The sequence below is a fragment of the Enterobacter sp. DTU_2021_1002640_1_SI_PRY_ASU_LCPMC_013 genome, assembly GCF_032389435.1.
Lineage (GTDB): Bacteria > Pseudomonadota > Gammaproteobacteria > Enterobacterales > Enterobacteriaceae > Enterobacter > Enterobacter hormaechei_C.
Genome location: NZ_CP135594.1, coordinates 3704088 through 3719149, shown reverse-complemented (window position 1 = coordinate 3719149; position 15062 = coordinate 3704088). Strand labels below are relative to the sequence as shown.

The following is a 15062-nucleotide window of genomic DNA, read 5'->3' as shown; positions in this document are numbered from 1 at the left end:
CCATGAGCGACATGAATAACTCGTCGGGATCTGAAGATAAGTCTATGGACAATCTTTGGGGTGAGGCGCTGAACGAGCAGAACGCTGCGGGAAGTACAGAGCAAACGGCGGTTCCTCAGTTTTCTGAAGAGATGAACCTGATTCTGGATATCCCTGTCAAAATGACCGTTGAGCTGGGCCGCACAAAAATGACTATCAAGGAGCTGCTGCGCTTAAGCCAGGGCTCGGTGGTTTCGCTTGACGGTCTGGCGGGTGAGCCGCTTGATATTCTGATCAATGGTTACCTTATTGCCCAGGGCGAAGTGGTGGTCGTGTCCGATAAATTCGGGATTCGTATTACCGATATCATTACCCCATCCGAGCGAATGCATCGCCTGAGCCGCTAATGAACGCAGCACAACCTCCTTTTGCCGCAGGGAGCACGAACGTGCTCTCTGGCGGCGCAATCGCGCTATCGGTTATCGGTACGCTCATGCTCATTATTATGCTGATGGTACTGCTGGCGTGGATCGCTCGCCGCAGCGGGTTGGCGCGTTGCACCCGCGAAAGCCAGGCTGCGGTATCGCTGGTGGCAAGTAAACCTCTCGGCTCGCGCGAACGGCTGGTGGTGGTTGACGTGGGCGAACAGCGTCTGGTGCTGGGTGTTACCCCAACCCACATTAGCTGTCTTACCGTACAGGTTAGGCCAGAGGTGCCTGAGCAGGCGACTCCTTCAGCGGCTTTCCCCGCCATGCTGGATAACTTTCTTCATAAATACCGTTCGGGTGGTGAGCAAAAATGAACCGTCTGTTGATTGCCCGTGCTGCGACGGGGGTTGGTCTGCTGCTGCCCGTCGCCTCTGCGCTCGCCGCTAACGGCGACATTACGCTGGCCAGTTCGCCGGGGAGCGCTGGCTGGACGCTACCCATCCAGACGCTATTGTTGCTCAGTGGATTCACGTTCATCCCTGCGGTACTGCTGATGATGACTGGCTTTACGCGTATCGTTATCGTGCTGGGATTGATGCGCAACGCGCTTGGTACGCCGACCGCACCGCCAAATCAGGTATTAGTGGGACTGGCCCTGTTTTTGACCTTTTTCGTGATGTCGCCAGTGCTCAACCAGATCTATGAACAGGCATGGCAGCCGTTGCAGGCCAATAAAATCACCATGGAAACGGCCCTGAAGGAAGGCGTAAAACCGCTGCGGGCCTTTATGCTTGAGCAGACGCGTGAAGCCGATCTGGCGATGTTTGCCCGCATTGCTAAAACGCCGACCCTTACCGGCCCGGAGGACGTGCCGTTGAGTATTCTGGTGCCTTCCTTCGTCACCAGCGAGCTGAAAACCGCCTTCCAGATTGGTTTTACCATCTTTATTCCGTTTTTGATTATTGATTTGGTGGTGGCCAGCATTCTGATGGCGCTGGGGATGATGATGGTTCCGCCAGCGACAATTGCGCTGCCTTTTAAGCTGATGCTGTTCGTACTCGTGGATGGCTGGCAGCTGCTGGTCGGTTCGCTTGCACAAAGCTTTTACTCATAGGAGCCTGATATGACCCCCGAAAGCGTCATGGTATTGGGCATGGAAGCTATCAAGGTTGGGCTAATGATTGCGGGGCCGCTGTTGCTGGTCGCGCTGGCAACCGGTCTGATTATCAGTATTCTTCAGGCCGCGACGCAGGTGAACGAAATGACCATGACCTTTATCCCTAAAATCCTGATGATCGTGGGTGTCGGCGTACTGCTCGGTCCGTGGATGATGAAAATCTTTATTGAATACACGCGCATGTTGTTCGCCAGCATTCCTTACGCCATCGGCTAATGATTTTTAATCTTCCCCTTGAGCAGCTTTACGCCCTGATAAGCCATTACTTTCTGGTCATGGTGCGTATCTCGGCGCTTCTGCATGTTGCGCCAGTCTTTAGCGAAAAAGCGATAAGCGCCCGCCTGCGTGCGGCATTGGCCTTAACCCTCGCGCTGCTGCTGGGCGGGCTGGTTTCTGACGCGGATATAGGACTTTACTCCTGGGCGGGCGTCTGGACGATGGCTAAGCAGGTGCTCATCGGCGCCGCGATGGGGCTGACGATGCAACTGCTGTTTGCCGCCGTTCGCCTGGCGGGCGAGATCATTGGGATGCAGATGGGACTCTCGTTTGCCACCTTCTTCGACCCGGGCAGCGGTAACAGCCCGGTGATCGCTCGCCTGCTAAACATGCTGGCGATGCTGCTCTTTCTGGTGTTTAACGGCCATCTGTGGTTGCTTTCGCTGCTTGCAGAGACATTCGAGGCTCTCCCCATTAACTCAGAACCGCTGCATGCTGGGGGGATGTTTTACCTCGTTAATCATGCCGGACTCATCTTCAGTCAGGGACTGATCCTGGGCCTCCCGGTGATAGCCCTGCTGCTGAGCATAAACATGGTGCTTGCGCTGCTAAACCGACTTACCCCGCAGCTCTCGATCTTTGTAGTAGGGTTCCCGCTCACGCTGACCTTTGGCATGCTGGCACTGTTGCTCATCGACGAAACGCTGGCTCCATTTTTTGAACGTCTTATGAGCCACGGCTTCGAGATCCTGAGCGGGTTACTACAGGCGCTGGTTTGAGGGCTTAATTCGTGCAGGCTATCCGTACTACCGTCTCCGTTCCCGATGCCAGGATGCTGTTTTCCAGCAAATAGAGGGAACTGGTGGAGGTTTCGCCGCTCTTAAGCTGCGGAAAAATATAATCCGTCACCTCTTTTTCGTTGCTTTGATCGCCCAGCCGACGGGCGTGGCTAAGCATCGTCAGATGCAGCAGGTTGCCGGAGAAGGACATGGTATAATTCACGCTGCGCTGTACGGGTGAAGCTTGCCCTACGCGTTTTCCGTCCTGAAAATGGCGGATGTTACCGATATAGGTCGTGTGTCCCTCATGAAGTCCATCGCGGTATGAGCGATAAATTCCTCGCGCCAGCGTCACGTTGTTTTCGTCCTTGATAGTGTAAAACGAGGCTGGGGCAAAGCACGTCTGTTTCAGCGGCGACGTGGCGATCGTGTACCCGATTGTTAACGCTAAACCTGTCATCAGGCCGCCAGCAAAGAGGATCTGCGGGCGTTTAATAAAGATGAAAATAGAACGATTCACAGTCATTCTTTTGCTCCTGAATGGGTTTTTGACAGGCAATAACTGCCTGATATTTATCTATCTTTCCTGTGCCGGTAGTGATGTATAAAATTTTACCCGGTCTGTAATGGACGCGTCTTTCCAGCACATATTCGCTATAGGTGTGCAGCGTTGCCTGGATAAGTTCTGTTTGGCTTATTCGGTTTTTTTGCACCATCACGATATGGCCGGGGGGGATCCCTTCTCCCTGCCAGAGGATAAACTCGATGCTCTGCGGGCTGGGGACAAACGCATTTTTGACGGACAAGGCAATAAGAATACCGATCAGCATGCCGCAGACCGCGAACGCAGCGCTTCGCAAAAGCCTTTTTCGACGCGGTGCTGGCGTAGCGGAGGGGGGAGAAGGCGTAGCCTCCACCGGCCTTTCAGGCGGCTGTGGTGGGGGGAGGATCTCAACGCTTTCAGCCGAGGGTTCCGGCGGGCTCTCTTCACGAATAATCAGGCGATAGCCGCTTCGCGTTACGGCAACCAGCGCAATAGCATCCTGCAACTCTAGCGAGGCCAGCGCTCGTCGAAGCTTGTTCACCATAACGCGCACGCTATTATCCGTGACCTCAACGCCAGCGCTACGCCAGCCGATATCCATTAACTGTTCCTGAGACAAAATTTGTCCCTGCGCTTCCACCAGGGCGGCAAGGCAGAGGCAGGCGCTGGCAGGCAGCGTCACGCACTCGCCGTCGCGCGTTCGTGTTAGTAACCTCGTGTGTAAATCCAGCGTCACTAACGATCCAATCGCAATGTAATTGACCATAATATCTTGATACTTCGTAATGAAAGATAAGGTGAATTGAATGGGTATTTATGTTAATTGGGTAAAGTCTTTTCGTTAACAATGCGCAACAATTTCGGGCTACCTAAGGCTTATATCGCAACTATTCGCGGATCGCTAAAGGTAAATTTCAACGATATTAATGTTATTAATGCCGATGTTAAAAATGGCCAGGCCTCGGTTGGCGTATTTGTGTGATAAATAAAGTAAATGCCCTCCCATTTTGATGCGCATGCGGTGATTCCTCTCGCTGAACCTGGCGGCACGATAGCAGTGGGGTGACGCTTATATTCCTATTTTTCTGAGGCTTAGTACGTGAAGGGCAATGACTGACGGGCATTTGCTGACTGCTCAAGTTAGATAAGCTAAACGCTTAAAAATGTATAAGTAACAGGAGGGAATTTCTCCTTTTGCACGCTGTGCAGCGAAAACGATTTTAACATTAAATATCGGCAGTCGCTATAAATGAGTTGGTTAATTTTATCTCACTGGTCATATCATTTAAACAATGTTGAGATGAGCTGTTTAGCGGAAGGTTGCGTTCATAATAAATAAACGAGATGCGTTCGTTCTTTCATTTCGTATTCAATGGCCCTTTACGCATGCTATTTATGGTCGATTACCGATTGTCTCCAAATAGGATAAACGCGTTTTTATATTGTTTTGCGAGACCTTTTTAACCATATTATTTGTAATGTTTTTGGTTGGTTGTGACTTGCCTGACAGACGGTCAGGGCAGGGGAGAAGGATTGAGGACGATTAGCGAGGTTCAAAACGAAAAAAGCCCTCCGACAGGGAGGGCTAACGCGCAATAAATACGCGTAAAATGTTGAGGCTTTTCGGGATTAGCGCAGCAGGCTCAGAACGTTCTGAGGTACCTGGTTAGCCTGGCTCAGAACGGATACGCCGGCCTGTTGCAGGATGTTAGAACGGCTCATTGCGGACACTTCCACGGAGAAGTCAGCATCCTGGATACGGGAGCGGGCTTCGGTGGTGTTGATAACAGTGGTGTTCAGGTTCGCGATGATAGAGCTGAAACGGTTCTGAATCGCACCCAGGTCAGCCTGGAAGTTAGTCACTTCGGTCAGGGCTGCATCCAGGTTACCCAGCAGGTCGTCGGCTGCGGCAGCGTTAGCGGCGGTGTTGATGAACGCTGAGTTCGCTGCGCCTGCATCCGCGACGGTAGGGGCAGTTGCGTTATCTGCGAAGGTCAGCTCTTTCACCACGGTGTTACCGCTTGCGTCGGTGCTCTGCGCGAAGTATTTGGTGTTTGCACCGTCTTTCACGGAGAACAGCTGCATGTTGCTGTCAGCAGCGTCAGCGCCAAAGGCCGCGTTGGAGATCTCGTCCAGTTTAGCCTGATCCAGCGTCACTTCAGAACCATCCTGAGCTTTGAAGGTCGCGCCTTCTTTCAGCTTAGTGGCATCGCTCAGCGTAGATGGACCGTTCAACAGGATATCGGCATCCAGCGCGTTGACTTCCGTTACGGCGCCAGCAGGTACAGCACCGTCAATGATCGCATTGCCAGCACCATCATCCTTGAAGGTGATGGCAGAGGTGTCCAGTTTAAACATTTTGTCGGCAGTTTTATCGTAAGCGAAAGCTTCACCATCAGCTACGTACAGCTCGACGTCGCCTGCTGCTGCGCCCACTGCCGTTTCAATTGCGGTGATGTCAGCTGCGTCAACTTTCCAGTTACCGGCAGCTGTGCTGATACCCGTATCGTCGCCCGCTGCTTTCGCAGTGGCTGCCTTGGTGTACTGGCTGGTGGCGCCCGCAGAGCCGGCAATTTTATCGAATGCAGCAGTGAAGCCGTCCAGACCCAGAGAGTCGATGTCCAGTTTCTTCAGATCGATGTCGATGGTCTGGCCATCTTTGTCGCCAATCTGGATGGTCAGTTTATCTTTGGAGCCATCGAGAACGTTAACGCCGTTGAAGTTGGTGGTTTCAGAAATACGTTTGATTTCGTCCAGACGTGCAGAGATCTCTTTTTTAATGGAGTCACGGTCGTCAGAGGAGTTAGTACCGTTTTTTGCCTGAACGGTCAGTTCACGGATACGCTGTAAGTTCTCGGTTACTTCTTCCAGCGCGCCCTCGGTGGTCTGCGCCAGGGAGATACCATCGTTGGCGTTACGTGCTGCCTGGGTCAGGCCGCGGATAGAAGAGGTGAAGCGGTTAGAGATCGCCATACCTGCTGCATCGTCTTTCGCACTGTTGATACGCAGACCGGAAGAGAGACGCTGAATTGCAGTACCCAGAGAAGTCTGAGATTTGTTCAGGTTGTTCTGAGCCATCAAGCTCAATGCGTTAGTATTAATGACCTGGGCCATATCAATATCCTTTTAAATAAAGTAACGACGGCATTCGCCAGTTAAATATGCGATGTCTGTTGCGCATACTGAATTAATCGGATGAAAAAGAAATGACTAAATTATTTTTTCATAATTTTTTATATTCCAGGAAAAGCATTCACAAGTGATGGCAATTCTCCCGATTACCACAGTCAATAGCCTGATAAGCGTGTAAGAGTGTATTAATGTGGTGGTTTCGTTGTCGCCTGAACTGTAAAAAATTAAACTTTATGGCCGAAACCCCGATGATATCGCTATATCTATCTTCACTGTAACAGGAATACAAATCATGGCTTCGTTCTCTATGTCAGGCCTCGGCGGCTCCGGGTTAGATATTGAAAGTATGATTTCGCAGCTCCAGGTAGCTGAGAATAAAAAATTAAACCCCTATTTGCAGAAGCAGAGCAATTATGAAGGACAAACTTCCTCCTGGGGTAAAATCTCCAGCAGTCTGGATGCGGTGAAAACGGCGCTGAAAAAACTGGAGGATGAAGGGTTCAACGGGGTCAGCATTGGCACCAACAAGGCATTTAACGCAACGGCAGGTAAGGGAGCGATCCCGAATAGTTACTCGGTCCAGGTTGAGCAGTTAGCAAAAGCCAATAAAGTGGGGACGGCACCGCAAAATGCGAACGACACCCAGCTGGGTGACGGCGCCGGTCCGCGTACGGTGACCATCACCGCAGGCAAAGGCAAGCCGATGGAGGTGGAGCTGAAAGATGATGAAACCTCTCTGGTACAGATTGCTAAAAAAATTAATGCTAAAAATGGCGATGTTACCGCGACGGTAATGCCTGCCGAAGATGGCAAATATCAGCTGGTCGTGACGTCGAAAAAGACCGGCGAAGACGGCGAAATTAGCATCAGCGTAAGCGGCGACAGTAAGCTGGCAAAAGTGCTGGATTACGACCCGGCAGTCACGCCGGGGGCAGATAATGCCCGGGAGATTACGCCGGCGCAGAATGCCATTGTCTACGTTGATGGTACGAAGATTGAACGCAGCTCCAATACCATTTCTGACGCCATTGACGGGATCACCCTCGATCTGCGCGAGGTCTCAGAAAAAGATCCTGACGACGCATCAAAACTGAAATCAGAAACACTGTCGATCACCGCCGATACCTCTAAGGTTAAAAGCCTGATTGAAGAGTTTGTGAATGTCTATAACGCCTATCTTAGCGCGGCATCCAGCGCCAGTGCATACAACGAACCGGAAAAGACGACCGGCGATGAACTGCCGCAGGCCAATGCGTCAAACGGCGCGCTTTTCGGTGACGGTACCCTGCGCCGTTTGACCAGCCAGATGAAGTCCGCTGTCGCCGGGAGCTATGGCGATGCCGACGATCTGTACAAATCTCTGGGTGCGCTCGGTATTGAGGTGAAGTTCAACGAAACCAAACCCGGCGAGGAGCGTACCGGGACCCTGGGCACACTCACCATCGACAATAAAAAGCTCGACGAAGCGCTGAAGAAAAATCCAAAGGAAGTGGAAGCTCTGTTTTTAGGCACCGGCTCAACGGGCGGGATCAAGGATCGCATGGAGGAGGTGTTCACCACCTATCTGGGCGATAACGATTCGATCCCGAAGGTTGAAGGGGCGATCTCTACCGCTCTCAAGGGGGTAAAGGAACAAAATACCCGCGTTGAAAAACAGATTGCCCGCATGCAGGAACGCATTCAGGACAGCCTTGACCGCAGCCGTAAGGAATTCCAGCGTCTCGACCAGGCCCTGACGCAAATGAACAGTACGAGCCAGCAGCTTCAGTCCGCGCTGCTTGGGATCATGGGTTAAACTTAACGCATCCGGGCAGGCCAACTGCCCGGCAGGAACCGAAGATGTACACCAAAACGGGCAACAGCGCCTATTCCTCCGTCTCTCTGGACAGCCAGATTGCTGGCGCCACCCCGCACCAGCTCATCGTTTTGCTCTACGACGGAGCAATCAATGCCATGCGTCGCGCCGAGATCTACTTCCAGTCTGGAAACATCGCTCGCCGGGGTGAGATGATCTCCCGTGCAATCAACATTATTGATAATGGCCTGCGCGCCGGGCTTAACCATGAGGTTGGAGGACAGATTGCCGCCGATCTGGAGCGACTGTACGAGTATATTTCGCGCTCTCTGCTGGAAGCGAACCTTAATAAGTCCGGGGAAATGCTCCCGCATCTTATCTCACTGATGGTGGATATGGCCGAGACGTGGAAAGCCATCGACCCACAGGCGCGTCAGGTGAAGCATGGCTGATAAACTCACGCGGCAAATCACCCTGATGTTGCAGAGTAACGAACGTCTACAGCAGTTAGCAGACGAGGAGGCGTGGGAGTGCTTTACCGAAGAGGTTGCAGCCTACGCCCGGGGTATGCAGGCGCTCTGTGAGTTCGATCTCTCGCCGCTTGCTGAAGACGCCCGCGCACAGCTTGCGCAGCTTCTTGCCCAGGACGAACGTCTGCGCCAGCGGATGTCTGTCCGGCTAGGTCATCTCAGCAATAACATTTCTGCTCTACTTAAATCAAACGCGTCTGCCCAGGCATACCACACTGTCTGACGCTCCCGCCCCTGAAGGCGGGAGCGTGTCCCGCCTCAATCCCTCTGCAAGATGACGTTAGCGCGTAAAAAAAGCCCGCCATGGGCGAGCTCGGTTACGGGTAAGCAAGAGGCGAATCAGATGCTGATATTGTATTTACGACCCGCAGGTGCCTGGCTGGATTCCCCGGCGGGGCCGTAGAGCGTGTTGGCGTGACCCACGCGGTCTACCACCTTCTGCATATATTGATTCTTCTTCATATGGTTTTGCAGAAGCGTTTCGACCTGCGCGTTCAGCGTTTTGGTGCTTTGCACCCGTTCTCTGATCAGCTTCCAGCTGGTGAACAGCCTGCTGTTATGGTGATAGGGCGCCTGAAGGGCGGAAAGCTGTTCCTGCTGGAGACGCATTTCATCATAGTACTGAATCGACGAAAGCAATTGGCTTTTATTATCCGATAATACCTGTAGCGAAACGGGATTTATTTGTACGCGGCTGAGCTGATTGACCTCTTCAATCATGATGGCTTCCAGCTCGTCCAGGGACGTTTTCATTTGCGTCAGTATCGGGTACAGCTTATCCATAATGTTAAAAAATCCTGCCGTTATTAATACTCAAAAATGTGTCGCACCAGCGCCTGAGCAATTTTCTCTGGCTCGATAGTGAGTTCCCCGGAGGCCATTGCGGCACGGATTTTATCCACCCGTGCATAATCCACGTCACGGCTGTCATCGGTCTGAATTTTTTTTGTCAGCGCGCTCAGGGTCACTTCGGTTTTGTTTCCGCGCGCTTCGCCCGTCGCGACACTATTTTCCTGAGTAGTGCCGCGTGTACGCAGTTCCTGTCCGCCAGCCAGATTGCCAATCGGTGCGGTGGGTTGGGTGCTTTCGATGCTCATGTTTATCCTCGCCAGTAATGGTTACTGCTCTTGCCTATACACTAGTCTTCGGAAATACACGAAAAAACTAAAATTATTGTTCTAAAAAAATTGTCACGGCTCCGTCACGACCCACTTTTCCCGTAACGTTACGTCCACCCGTAGTTTTCACGCGCAGCGTATCGTCAACCGCAGCGTTGTTTAGCGCTTTGCCCTGGCTGCGGATAAAGAAACCCGGTCCCGACATGACCAGCTCTACCGTCTGCCCGGCGCGAAGACGCCACTGCTGGCGCAGCTGGTTTTGCAGCACCGGTTTGCCCGCGGAAAGGGGGCGCAAAAGGCGTTGGCCGACAATGTCCCTCGCCTCAAACATTAACCCAACGGGCAAATCGTCTATGCTGCCGGTCATGGGAGAAATATCGCCCTGCTGCACAATTTCCCCGCCCTTCAGACTATGACTGGCGACCCAGAAGGTTCCCTGGGCGCTAATGCTAAACGGCAGATAGAACTTACGCATGCCGCAGCGCGCCACTGCGGTGCGTTTGCCGGTGAGGCGGTCATCATGCCCGGCCAGGCTCAGGTCAGGATTTTCGCACACCGCTGATAGCTGTCCGGGCGAGGCCAGCAGCGTAACGGTACGAACGATATTGCCTGGATTTTCCGTGAGCTTAACCAGCGCCTCCAGTTTCTGCACTAATCGAAGTTTCGCCGTTGTCGCGGATGGCACGCTGGCATACAGCGGGCTCGCGAAAAGGAGCGTTACCAGCGTTACGCGTAATAATGGAAGCTTCATCTTGTTGCCTTATTGTAAAACCAGTAAAGTAAACGGGTATGCTTATTCTGACTAAATTATATACGTGATAGAAACGCTTTTATTGCGTTAAATAATGACACTTCTGCTGCCGTTTTCATGAATCAGTTCCGCATGTTTTAAATATCTATCTTAATTTCGCTAATAGCGCCTATTTCTGTCAGGTCTTTGCAGTGTGATATTTCATCAGCGCTGTCTACACTATCGCGGTTTATATAAAGCAAGGCAGAGGCCAGAGTGCATGATGAATAAACTTGACGATGCGTTTCGCTTCCAACAGCAAGCGTTAGGTCTGCTCTCGCGTCGGCAGGAAGTCCTGGCATCGAATATTGCGAATGCCGATACGCCAGGCTATCAGGCGCGAGATATTGATTTTTCTCAGCAACTTAAAAATGCGTTAGGGAATAAACCTGCATCAGGGCCTGTCACAATGGCTTTAACGTCCAGCAAGCATATGCAGGGTAAAAAAATGCCTTTTGATGATGCTCAGTTGCTATATCGCGTACCGGATCAACCAAGTGCTGATGGTAACACCGTGGATATGGACCGCGAGCGAGTTAATTTCGCGGATAACGCCATGAAATATCAATCGAGCCTGACATTCCTCGGTGCAGATATTAAGAAAATGATGACGGTAGTCAGTCAGGGGTAAATAAATGTCGTTATTTAGCGTATTTGATATTTCAGGCTCGGCGATGGCCGCGCAGTCAAAACGTCTCAACGTGAGTGCCAGCAATATGGCGAACGCAGACAGCGTTGCCGGACCGGACGGACAGCCTTACCGCGCCCGTCAGGTCATGTTTGAAGCGGACACCTCTGCCGGCCAGGGCATCGGCGGCGTCAGAGTCAGCGACGTAGTGGAAAGTACAGCGCCCGATCGCCTGGTCTATGAGCCCGGTAATCCGCTGGCGGACGAACAGGGATATGTACGCATGCCTAACGTCAACGTGGTCAATGAGATGGTCAATACCATTTCCGCCTCACGCAGTTATCAGGCAAATGTGGAGGTGATGAACTCCGCCAGGGCCCTGATGCAGAAAACCTTAACCCTCGGTCAGTAAGGCAGGATATGACAGTTTCAACGGTAAACGACACCAGCGGCAATACCAGCACCTACGGCACGGGCAGCAGTGCAGCCGACCTCTCCGAGCAGTTTATGAAGCTGCTGGTTGCACAGATGCAAAACCAGGACCCGACTAACCCGATGGATAACAACCAGCTGACCTCCCAGCTGGCACAGTTCAATACCGCCGCGGGAGTGGAAAAACTCAACGCATCTGTCGGCAACGTTCAGGCGCTTATGGCGCAGTTGGGCAGTATGAGCGCCGCCTCCTGGGTTGGCCGTGGGGTACTGATCAAGGGCGATCCGAAAGTCGCCTTTGGTGACGCCACGCAGCCACTGGACGGGGAGGAGAAGCCATCAGACAGCTTTAGTTTCCTGTTATCGGGGGATGCAGAAACGGTCACCGTCACGCTGACGGATGATGAAGGCAATGCCTATACGGCGCAGCTGAAGGACGTGAAATCCGGTGTGAAGACTTACACCCTCGACGATCTGGAAAACTTCCAGCCGGAGCCGGGGCCGCCTCAGGACAGGGAATACACGCTCTCCTTTGAGGCGAAAAATCCGGAAGGCGATAACCCGGAAATATCCGGCCTGATTCAGGAGCAGGTGTCTGGCGTCACGATGACGGCCTACGGCGCGGTACTGCACCTGCTCAATCATGACTCCATCACCATGGGCGAAGTGGTTGTTATCCAAAAATAGCGAATAATTTACTCTCTGGAACTTCAATATGAGCTTTTCACAAGGTCTTAGCGGCCTAAATGCAGCCGCCAAAGCGCTGGACGTGGTTGGAAACAATATCGCCAACTCCCAAACAGCAGGTTTTAAAGCAGGCTCCGTGGCCTTCGCCGACATCTTCGCCGGAACGACGGGTCTCGGGGTTCAGGTTGCGGGCGTGACCCAGAACTTCGGCGACGGTGGCCTCACGGCGGGCAATAGCTCGCTGGATATGGGCTTACAGGGAAAAGGATTTTTCCGCATGGTGAGCGAAGGTGGCGCCGTCTATTACGGACGTAACGGCCAGTTTAAGCAGGATCAGAACGGCAATATCATCAACAGCACCAATGGATTGTACCTGACCGGCTACCAGGCGACCGGTACGCCGCCGACAATCGCCCCTGGCGCACCGGTAGGACCCATTCGTATACCGACGGAAGACATGCCCCCCGCGGCGTCCACCGCCGGATCCCTTACGGGTAACCTGAAGTCAGATGACACCACCATCATCACCGACTCGTTCGATTATAGCGATCCGAAAACCTACAACTACCAGAGCCAGATTGAGGCGACCGACACGCTGGGCAATAAACACACCGTAAAGGTCTACTTCGTGCAGACCGCGGCAGGCGAGTGGAAAGCTTACGCGCGCGATGAAACCGCGCCCGGCACGCCTGATGTGACCTCCCTGGATTTAAAGTTCGATAGCAACGGCAATATGGACACGGCGGCGATGGCCAGTACCAAAATGACCATTAACGGGGCCGCGTTTAATGGCTCCGCGCCGCTGAGTATCGACATGGATCTTTCCAGCTTGACCCGCCGGGCCACCGATAGCCTCGTGAAAGTTGACACCATCGACGGTCAGGCCCCGGGTAAATATCAGAGCTTTGTTATTGGCGACAGCGGAGAAGTGGTCGCGACCTACAGTAACGGTCAGCGCCAGACCGTGGCACAAATCGTACTGGCTGATTTCGCCAACAGCGGTGGGCTGGCGGCTGAAGGTAATAACGTCTGGAGCGAAACGCCGCAGTCCGGCCAGCCTTTCCTTGGTACTTCCGGCTCCGGCAGCTTCGGTACGATTAACGGGAATATGCTTGAGCAGTCTAACGTCGATCTGGGTCAGGAGATGGTCAATATGATTGTCTACCAGCGTAACTACCAGTCGAATTCGCAAACCATCAAAACCCAGTCTGAGCTACTCCAGACGCTGGTTAACCTGCGATAAGGGCGGCGGATGGATCGCGCAATATATACCGCATTGAGTGCTGCCAACGCGGCGCTCAACCGCCAGGCCGTGACGTCGAACAATATGGCTAACAGCGCCACGGCGGGCTTTCGTGCTCAACTGGCCGCGTTTCGCGCTGTGCCGGTTGAGGGGCAGACCCTGAAAACTCGCGCGCTGGTAGCGGAATCGACGCCGTATAACGACGACACCATGGGACCGATTACCCACACCGGACGCAGTCTCGACGTTGCACTTCCGCAGAACGGCTGGCTGGCGGTAGCCTTGCCAGACGGTAGTGAAGGGTACACCCGTAACGGCGGCATTGAGATCGATCGGGACGGCGCATTGCAGGTTGGCGGGAAGCCGCTGATGGGCGATGGCGCACCGCTGGTGGTTCCTCCCCATTCGCAGATCACCATTGCGGAGGACGGTACCGTCTCTGCACTTGGCGCGGGTGATGAGCCAACGGCCGTCGTGCCGGTCGGAAGACTGAAAATGGTTAATGCTCCCATGAGCACCCTGATCCACGGCGACGATGGGCTGTTTCGCCCGGCGGCGGGCAATGCGTTGCCCCAGGATGACGCCATGCGTCTGAGTCCTGAATCCCTTGAGGGAAGTAACGTGAGCCCGGTGAAGGCCATGACGGAGATGATCGCCACCGCACGCAGCTTCGAGATGAACATGAAGGTGATCCGCACCGCGGATGAAAACGCGCAAAAGGCCAACCAGCTATTAAGCGTGGGCTAACCCGCGCAAGGAGTACAGATGATTCGGTCATTATGGATCGCAAAAACCGGTCTGGAAGCACAGCAGACCAATATGGACGTGATTTCAAACAACCTGGCGAACGTCAATACCAACGGCTTTAAGCGCCAGCGAGCGGTGTTCCAGGATTTGCTTTATCAAACCATGCGCCAGCCCGGTGCACAGGCTTCCGAACAGACAACGCTGCCAAGCGGCCTCCAGCTGGGTACCGGCGTGCGTCCGGTCTCTACCCAGCGCGTGCATACTCAGGGCGGCCTGAACATGACCGGCAACGATACCGATGTCGCTATCGAAGGCAAAGGCTTCTTCCAGGTGCAGTTGCCCGACGGCAGCACCGCGTACACCCGTGACGGACATTTCGATAAAAATGAAAACGGTCAGTTGGTAAACGCAGAAGGCCATCCCATTCTGCCGGGCGTCGTAGTACCGCAGGACGCCAAAGAGATGCAGATAAGCCCTGATGGTATCGTCAGCGTGACGCTCCCGGGTCAGGCTCAGCCGCAGCAGGTGGGGCAGTTGACCCTGGCGACCTTTGTCAACGATGCCGGTCTCGAAAGCATTGGCGGCAACCTCTATCGTGAAACGCAATCCTCCGGCGCACCGAATGAACTGAATCCGGGCCTTGAAGATGCGGGTACGCTCAAGCAGAAGTACATTGAGACGTCTAACGTCAACGTGGCTGAGGAGCTGGTCAATATGATCCAGGTCCAGCGCGCCTACGAGATCAACAGTAAGGCCGTTTCTGCATCCGATCAGATGTTGCAGAGGCTTACCCAGCTTTAATTTCCTCTCTCTTACCGCTCCGGGCGCAGGCTCGGG

General features: G+C 53.5%; 20 protein-coding genes. 14 read left to right on the top strand and 6 right to left on the bottom strand.

Annotation, left to right across the window (positions count from 1 at the left end; translation table 11 throughout):
• Positions 1-2 precede the first annotated feature (2 nt).
• Genes fliN through fliR form a run of 5 tightly spaced genes read left to right on the top strand, consistent with a single transcriptional unit; the run spans position 3 to position 2579 of the window.
• The gene (gene fliN, locus RS584_RS17775; protein ID WP_015571612.1) at positions 3-386 is read left to right on the top strand and encodes a flagellar motor switch protein FliN; all 384 of its coding nucleotides are present in this window, start codon (positions 3-5) and stop codon (positions 384-386) included.
• Positions 386-781, top strand: a complete 396-nt coding sequence (gene fliO, locus RS584_RS17770) for a flagellar biosynthetic protein FliO (RefSeq protein ID WP_045328321.1) — start codon at positions 386-388, stop codon at positions 779-781. Before fliN ends, fliO begins: the two co-directional genes overlap by 1 nt.
• Entirely contained in the window at positions 778-1521 is a 744-nt protein-coding gene (gene fliP / locus RS584_RS17765) for a flagellar type III secretion system pore protein FliP (protein WP_015571610.1), read from the top strand. Before fliO ends, fliP begins: the two co-directional genes overlap by 4 nt.
• A gap of 9 nt (positions 1522-1530) precedes the next feature.
• The gene (gene fliQ, locus RS584_RS17760) at positions 1531-1800 is read left to right on the top strand and encodes a flagellar biosynthesis protein FliQ (RefSeq protein ID WP_017692822.1); all 270 of its coding nucleotides are present in this window, start codon (positions 1531-1533) and stop codon (positions 1798-1800) included.
• Positions 1800-2579: a flagellar biosynthetic protein FliR gene (fliR, locus tag RS584_RS17755; protein ID WP_017692823.1), complete on the top strand. Its 780-nt coding sequence runs from the start codon at positions 1800-1802 to the stop codon at positions 2577-2579. The genes fliQ and fliR overlap by 1 nt, the downstream gene beginning before the upstream one ends.
• A gap of 4 nt (positions 2580-2583) precedes the next feature.
• On the opposite strand, the gene RS584_RS17750 is transcribed toward fliR, so the two are convergent.
• From RS584_RS17750 to RS584_RS17740, 3 genes are all read right to left on the bottom strand, one after another.
• Positions 2584-3105, bottom strand: coding sequence for a hypothetical protein (locus RS584_RS17750; RefSeq protein WP_048974273.1), 522 nt, complete (start codon positions 3103-3105; stop codon positions 2584-2586).
• The gene (locus RS584_RS17745) at positions 3071-3889 is read right to left on the bottom strand and encodes a winged helix-turn-helix domain-containing protein (protein ID WP_315748395.1); all 819 of its coding nucleotides are present in this window, start codon (positions 3887-3889) and stop codon (positions 3071-3073) included. The genes RS584_RS17750 and RS584_RS17745 overlap by 35 nt, the downstream gene beginning before the upstream one ends.
• Before the next feature lie 863 nt (positions 3890-4752).
• A complete protein-coding gene (locus RS584_RS17740) occupies positions 4753-6237 on the bottom strand; it encodes a flagellin (RefSeq protein ID WP_045333977.1) in 1485 nt (494 codons plus the stop codon).
• 310 nt (positions 6238-6547) lie between these two features.
• Between RS584_RS17740 and fliD the strand changes: the two genes are divergently transcribed.
• Genes fliD through fliT form a run of 3 tightly spaced genes read left to right on the top strand, consistent with a single transcriptional unit; the run spans position 6548 to position 8803 of the window.
• The gene (gene fliD / locus RS584_RS17735; RefSeq protein ID WP_045341452.1) at positions 6548-8050 is read left to right on the top strand and encodes a flagellar filament capping protein FliD; all 1503 of its coding nucleotides are present in this window, start codon (positions 6548-6550) and stop codon (positions 8048-8050) included.
• 44 nt (positions 8051-8094) lie between these two features.
• Positions 8095-8502: a flagellar export chaperone FliS gene (gene fliS, locus RS584_RS17730; protein ID WP_017692827.1), complete on the top strand. Its 408-nt coding sequence runs from the start codon at positions 8095-8097 to the stop codon at positions 8500-8502.
• On the top strand, positions 8495-8803 hold the full coding sequence (gene fliT, locus RS584_RS17725) for a flagellar protein FliT (RefSeq protein ID WP_315748394.1): 309 nt from the start codon (positions 8495-8497) through the stop codon (positions 8801-8803). The genes fliS and fliT overlap by 8 nt, the downstream gene beginning before the upstream one ends.
• Positions 8804-8919: 116 nt before the next feature.
• On the opposite strand, the gene RS584_RS17720 is transcribed toward fliT, so the two are convergent.
• The 3 genes from RS584_RS17720 to flgA form a co-directional block, all read right to left on the bottom strand.
• Entirely contained in the window at positions 8920-9363 is a 444-nt protein-coding gene (locus RS584_RS17720; RefSeq protein WP_063137295.1) for a flagella synthesis protein FlgN, read from the bottom strand.
• Positions 9364-9386: 23 nt separating this feature from the next.
• Positions 9387-9677, bottom strand: a complete 291-nt coding sequence (flgM, locus tag RS584_RS17715; protein WP_017692828.1) for a flagellar biosynthesis anti-sigma factor FlgM — start codon at positions 9675-9677, stop codon at positions 9387-9389.
• Between the two features lie 73 nt (positions 9678-9750).
• Positions 9751-10449 (bottom strand): flagellar basal body P-ring formation chaperone FlgA, encoded by a 699-nt coding sequence (gene flgA, locus RS584_RS17710; RefSeq protein WP_109937852.1) that lies wholly within the window; start codon positions 10447-10449, stop codon positions 9751-9753.
• Positions 10450-10708: 259 nt separating this feature from the next.
• On the opposite strand from flgA, the gene flgB reads away from it, so the two are divergent.
• From flgB to flgG, 6 genes are read left to right on the top strand one after another with little or no spacing between them, the layout of a single operon-like run.
• A complete protein-coding gene (flgB, locus tag RS584_RS17705) occupies positions 10709-11119 on the top strand; it encodes a flagellar basal body rod protein FlgB (RefSeq protein WP_015571600.1) in 411 nt (136 codons plus the stop codon).
• Positions 11120-11123: 4 nt separating this feature from the next.
• A complete protein-coding gene (flgC, locus tag RS584_RS17700; RefSeq protein WP_015571599.1) occupies positions 11124-11528 on the top strand; it encodes a flagellar basal body rod protein FlgC in 405 nt (134 codons plus the stop codon).
• An 8-nt stretch (positions 11529-11536) separates the two neighbouring features.
• Complete coding sequence (locus RS584_RS17695) at positions 11537-12235, top strand: flagellar hook assembly protein FlgD (protein ID WP_315748393.1); 699 nt, start codon at positions 11537-11539, stop codon at positions 12233-12235.
• A 28-nt stretch (positions 12236-12263) separates the two neighbouring features.
• Positions 12264-13478, top strand: a complete 1215-nt coding sequence (flgE, locus tag RS584_RS17690) for a flagellar hook protein FlgE (protein ID WP_015571597.1) — start codon at positions 12264-12266, stop codon at positions 13476-13478.
• Between the two features lie 9 nt (positions 13479-13487).
• Complete coding sequence (locus RS584_RS17685; protein WP_015571596.1) at positions 13488-14225, top strand: flagellar basal body rod protein FlgF; 738 nt, start codon at positions 13488-13490, stop codon at positions 14223-14225.
• A gap of 18 nt (positions 14226-14243) precedes the next feature.
• Entirely contained in the window at positions 14244-15026 is a 783-nt protein-coding gene (gene flgG / locus RS584_RS17680; protein ID WP_015571595.1) for a flagellar basal-body rod protein FlgG, read from the top strand.
• The last annotated feature ends 36 nt before the right edge of the window (positions 15027-15062 follow it).

Bases quoted from the DNA above. Each gene is read 5' to 3' on its own strand.
- fliQ (WP_017692822.1), top strand. From the start codon at position 1,531: ATGACCCCCGAAAGCGTCATGGTATTGGGCATGGAAGCTATCAAGGTT.
- fliT (WP_315748394.1), top strand. From the start codon at position 8,495: ATGGCTGATAAACTCACGCGGCAAATCACCCTGATGTTGCAGAGTAAC.
- flgC (WP_015571599.1), top strand. From the start codon at position 11,124: ATGTCGTTATTTAGCGTATTTGATATTTCAGGCTCGGCGATGGCCGCG.
- flgA (WP_109937852.1), bottom strand. From the start codon at position 10,449: ATGAAGCTTCCATTATTACGCGTAACGCTGGTAACGCTCCTTTTCGCG.
- fliD (WP_045341452.1), top strand. From the start codon at position 6,548: ATGGCTTCGTTCTCTATGTCAGGCCTCGGCGGCTCCGGGTTAGATATT.
- fliP (WP_015571610.1), top strand. From the start codon at position 778: ATGAACCGTCTGTTGATTGCCCGTGCTGCGACGGGGGTTGGTCTGCTG.
- fliO (WP_045328321.1), top strand. From the start codon at position 386: ATGAACGCAGCACAACCTCCTTTTGCCGCAGGGAGCACGAACGTGCTC.
- flgM (WP_017692828.1), bottom strand. From the start codon at position 9,677: ATGAGCATCGAAAGCACCCAACCCACCGCACCGATTGGCAATCTGGCT.
- fliR (WP_017692823.1), top strand. From the start codon at position 1,800: ATGATTTTTAATCTTCCCCTTGAGCAGCTTTACGCCCTGATAAGCCAT.
- fliN (WP_015571612.1), top strand. From the start codon at position 3: ATGAGCGACATGAATAACTCGTCGGGATCTGAAGATAAGTCTATGGAC.
- RS584_RS17745 (WP_315748395.1), bottom strand. From the start codon at position 3,889: ATGGTCAATTACATTGCGATTGGATCGTTAGTGACGCTGGATTTACAC.
- RS584_RS17695 (WP_315748393.1), top strand. From the start codon at position 11,537: ATGACAGTTTCAACGGTAAACGACACCAGCGGCAATACCAGCACCTAC.
- RS584_RS17685 (WP_015571596.1), top strand. From the start codon at position 13,488: ATGGATCGCGCAATATATACCGCATTGAGTGCTGCCAACGCGGCGCTC.
- flgG (WP_015571595.1), top strand. From the start codon at position 14,244: ATGATTCGGTCATTATGGATCGCAAAAACCGGTCTGGAAGCACAGCAG.
- fliS (WP_017692827.1), top strand. From the start codon at position 8,095: ATGTACACCAAAACGGGCAACAGCGCCTATTCCTCCGTCTCTCTGGAC.
- RS584_RS17750 (WP_048974273.1), bottom strand. From the start codon at position 3,105: ATGACTGTGAATCGTTCTATTTTCATCTTTATTAAACGCCCGCAGATC.
- RS584_RS17740 (WP_045333977.1), bottom strand. From the start codon at position 6,237: ATGGCCCAGGTCATTAATACTAACGCATTGAGCTTGATGGCTCAGAAC.
- flgE (WP_015571597.1), top strand. From the start codon at position 12,264: ATGAGCTTTTCACAAGGTCTTAGCGGCCTAAATGCAGCCGCCAAAGCG.
- flgB (WP_015571600.1), top strand. From the start codon at position 10,709: ATGATGAATAAACTTGACGATGCGTTTCGCTTCCAACAGCAAGCGTTA.
- RS584_RS17720 (WP_063137295.1), bottom strand. From the start codon at position 9,363: ATGGATAAGCTGTACCCGATACTGACGCAAATGAAAACGTCCCTGGAC.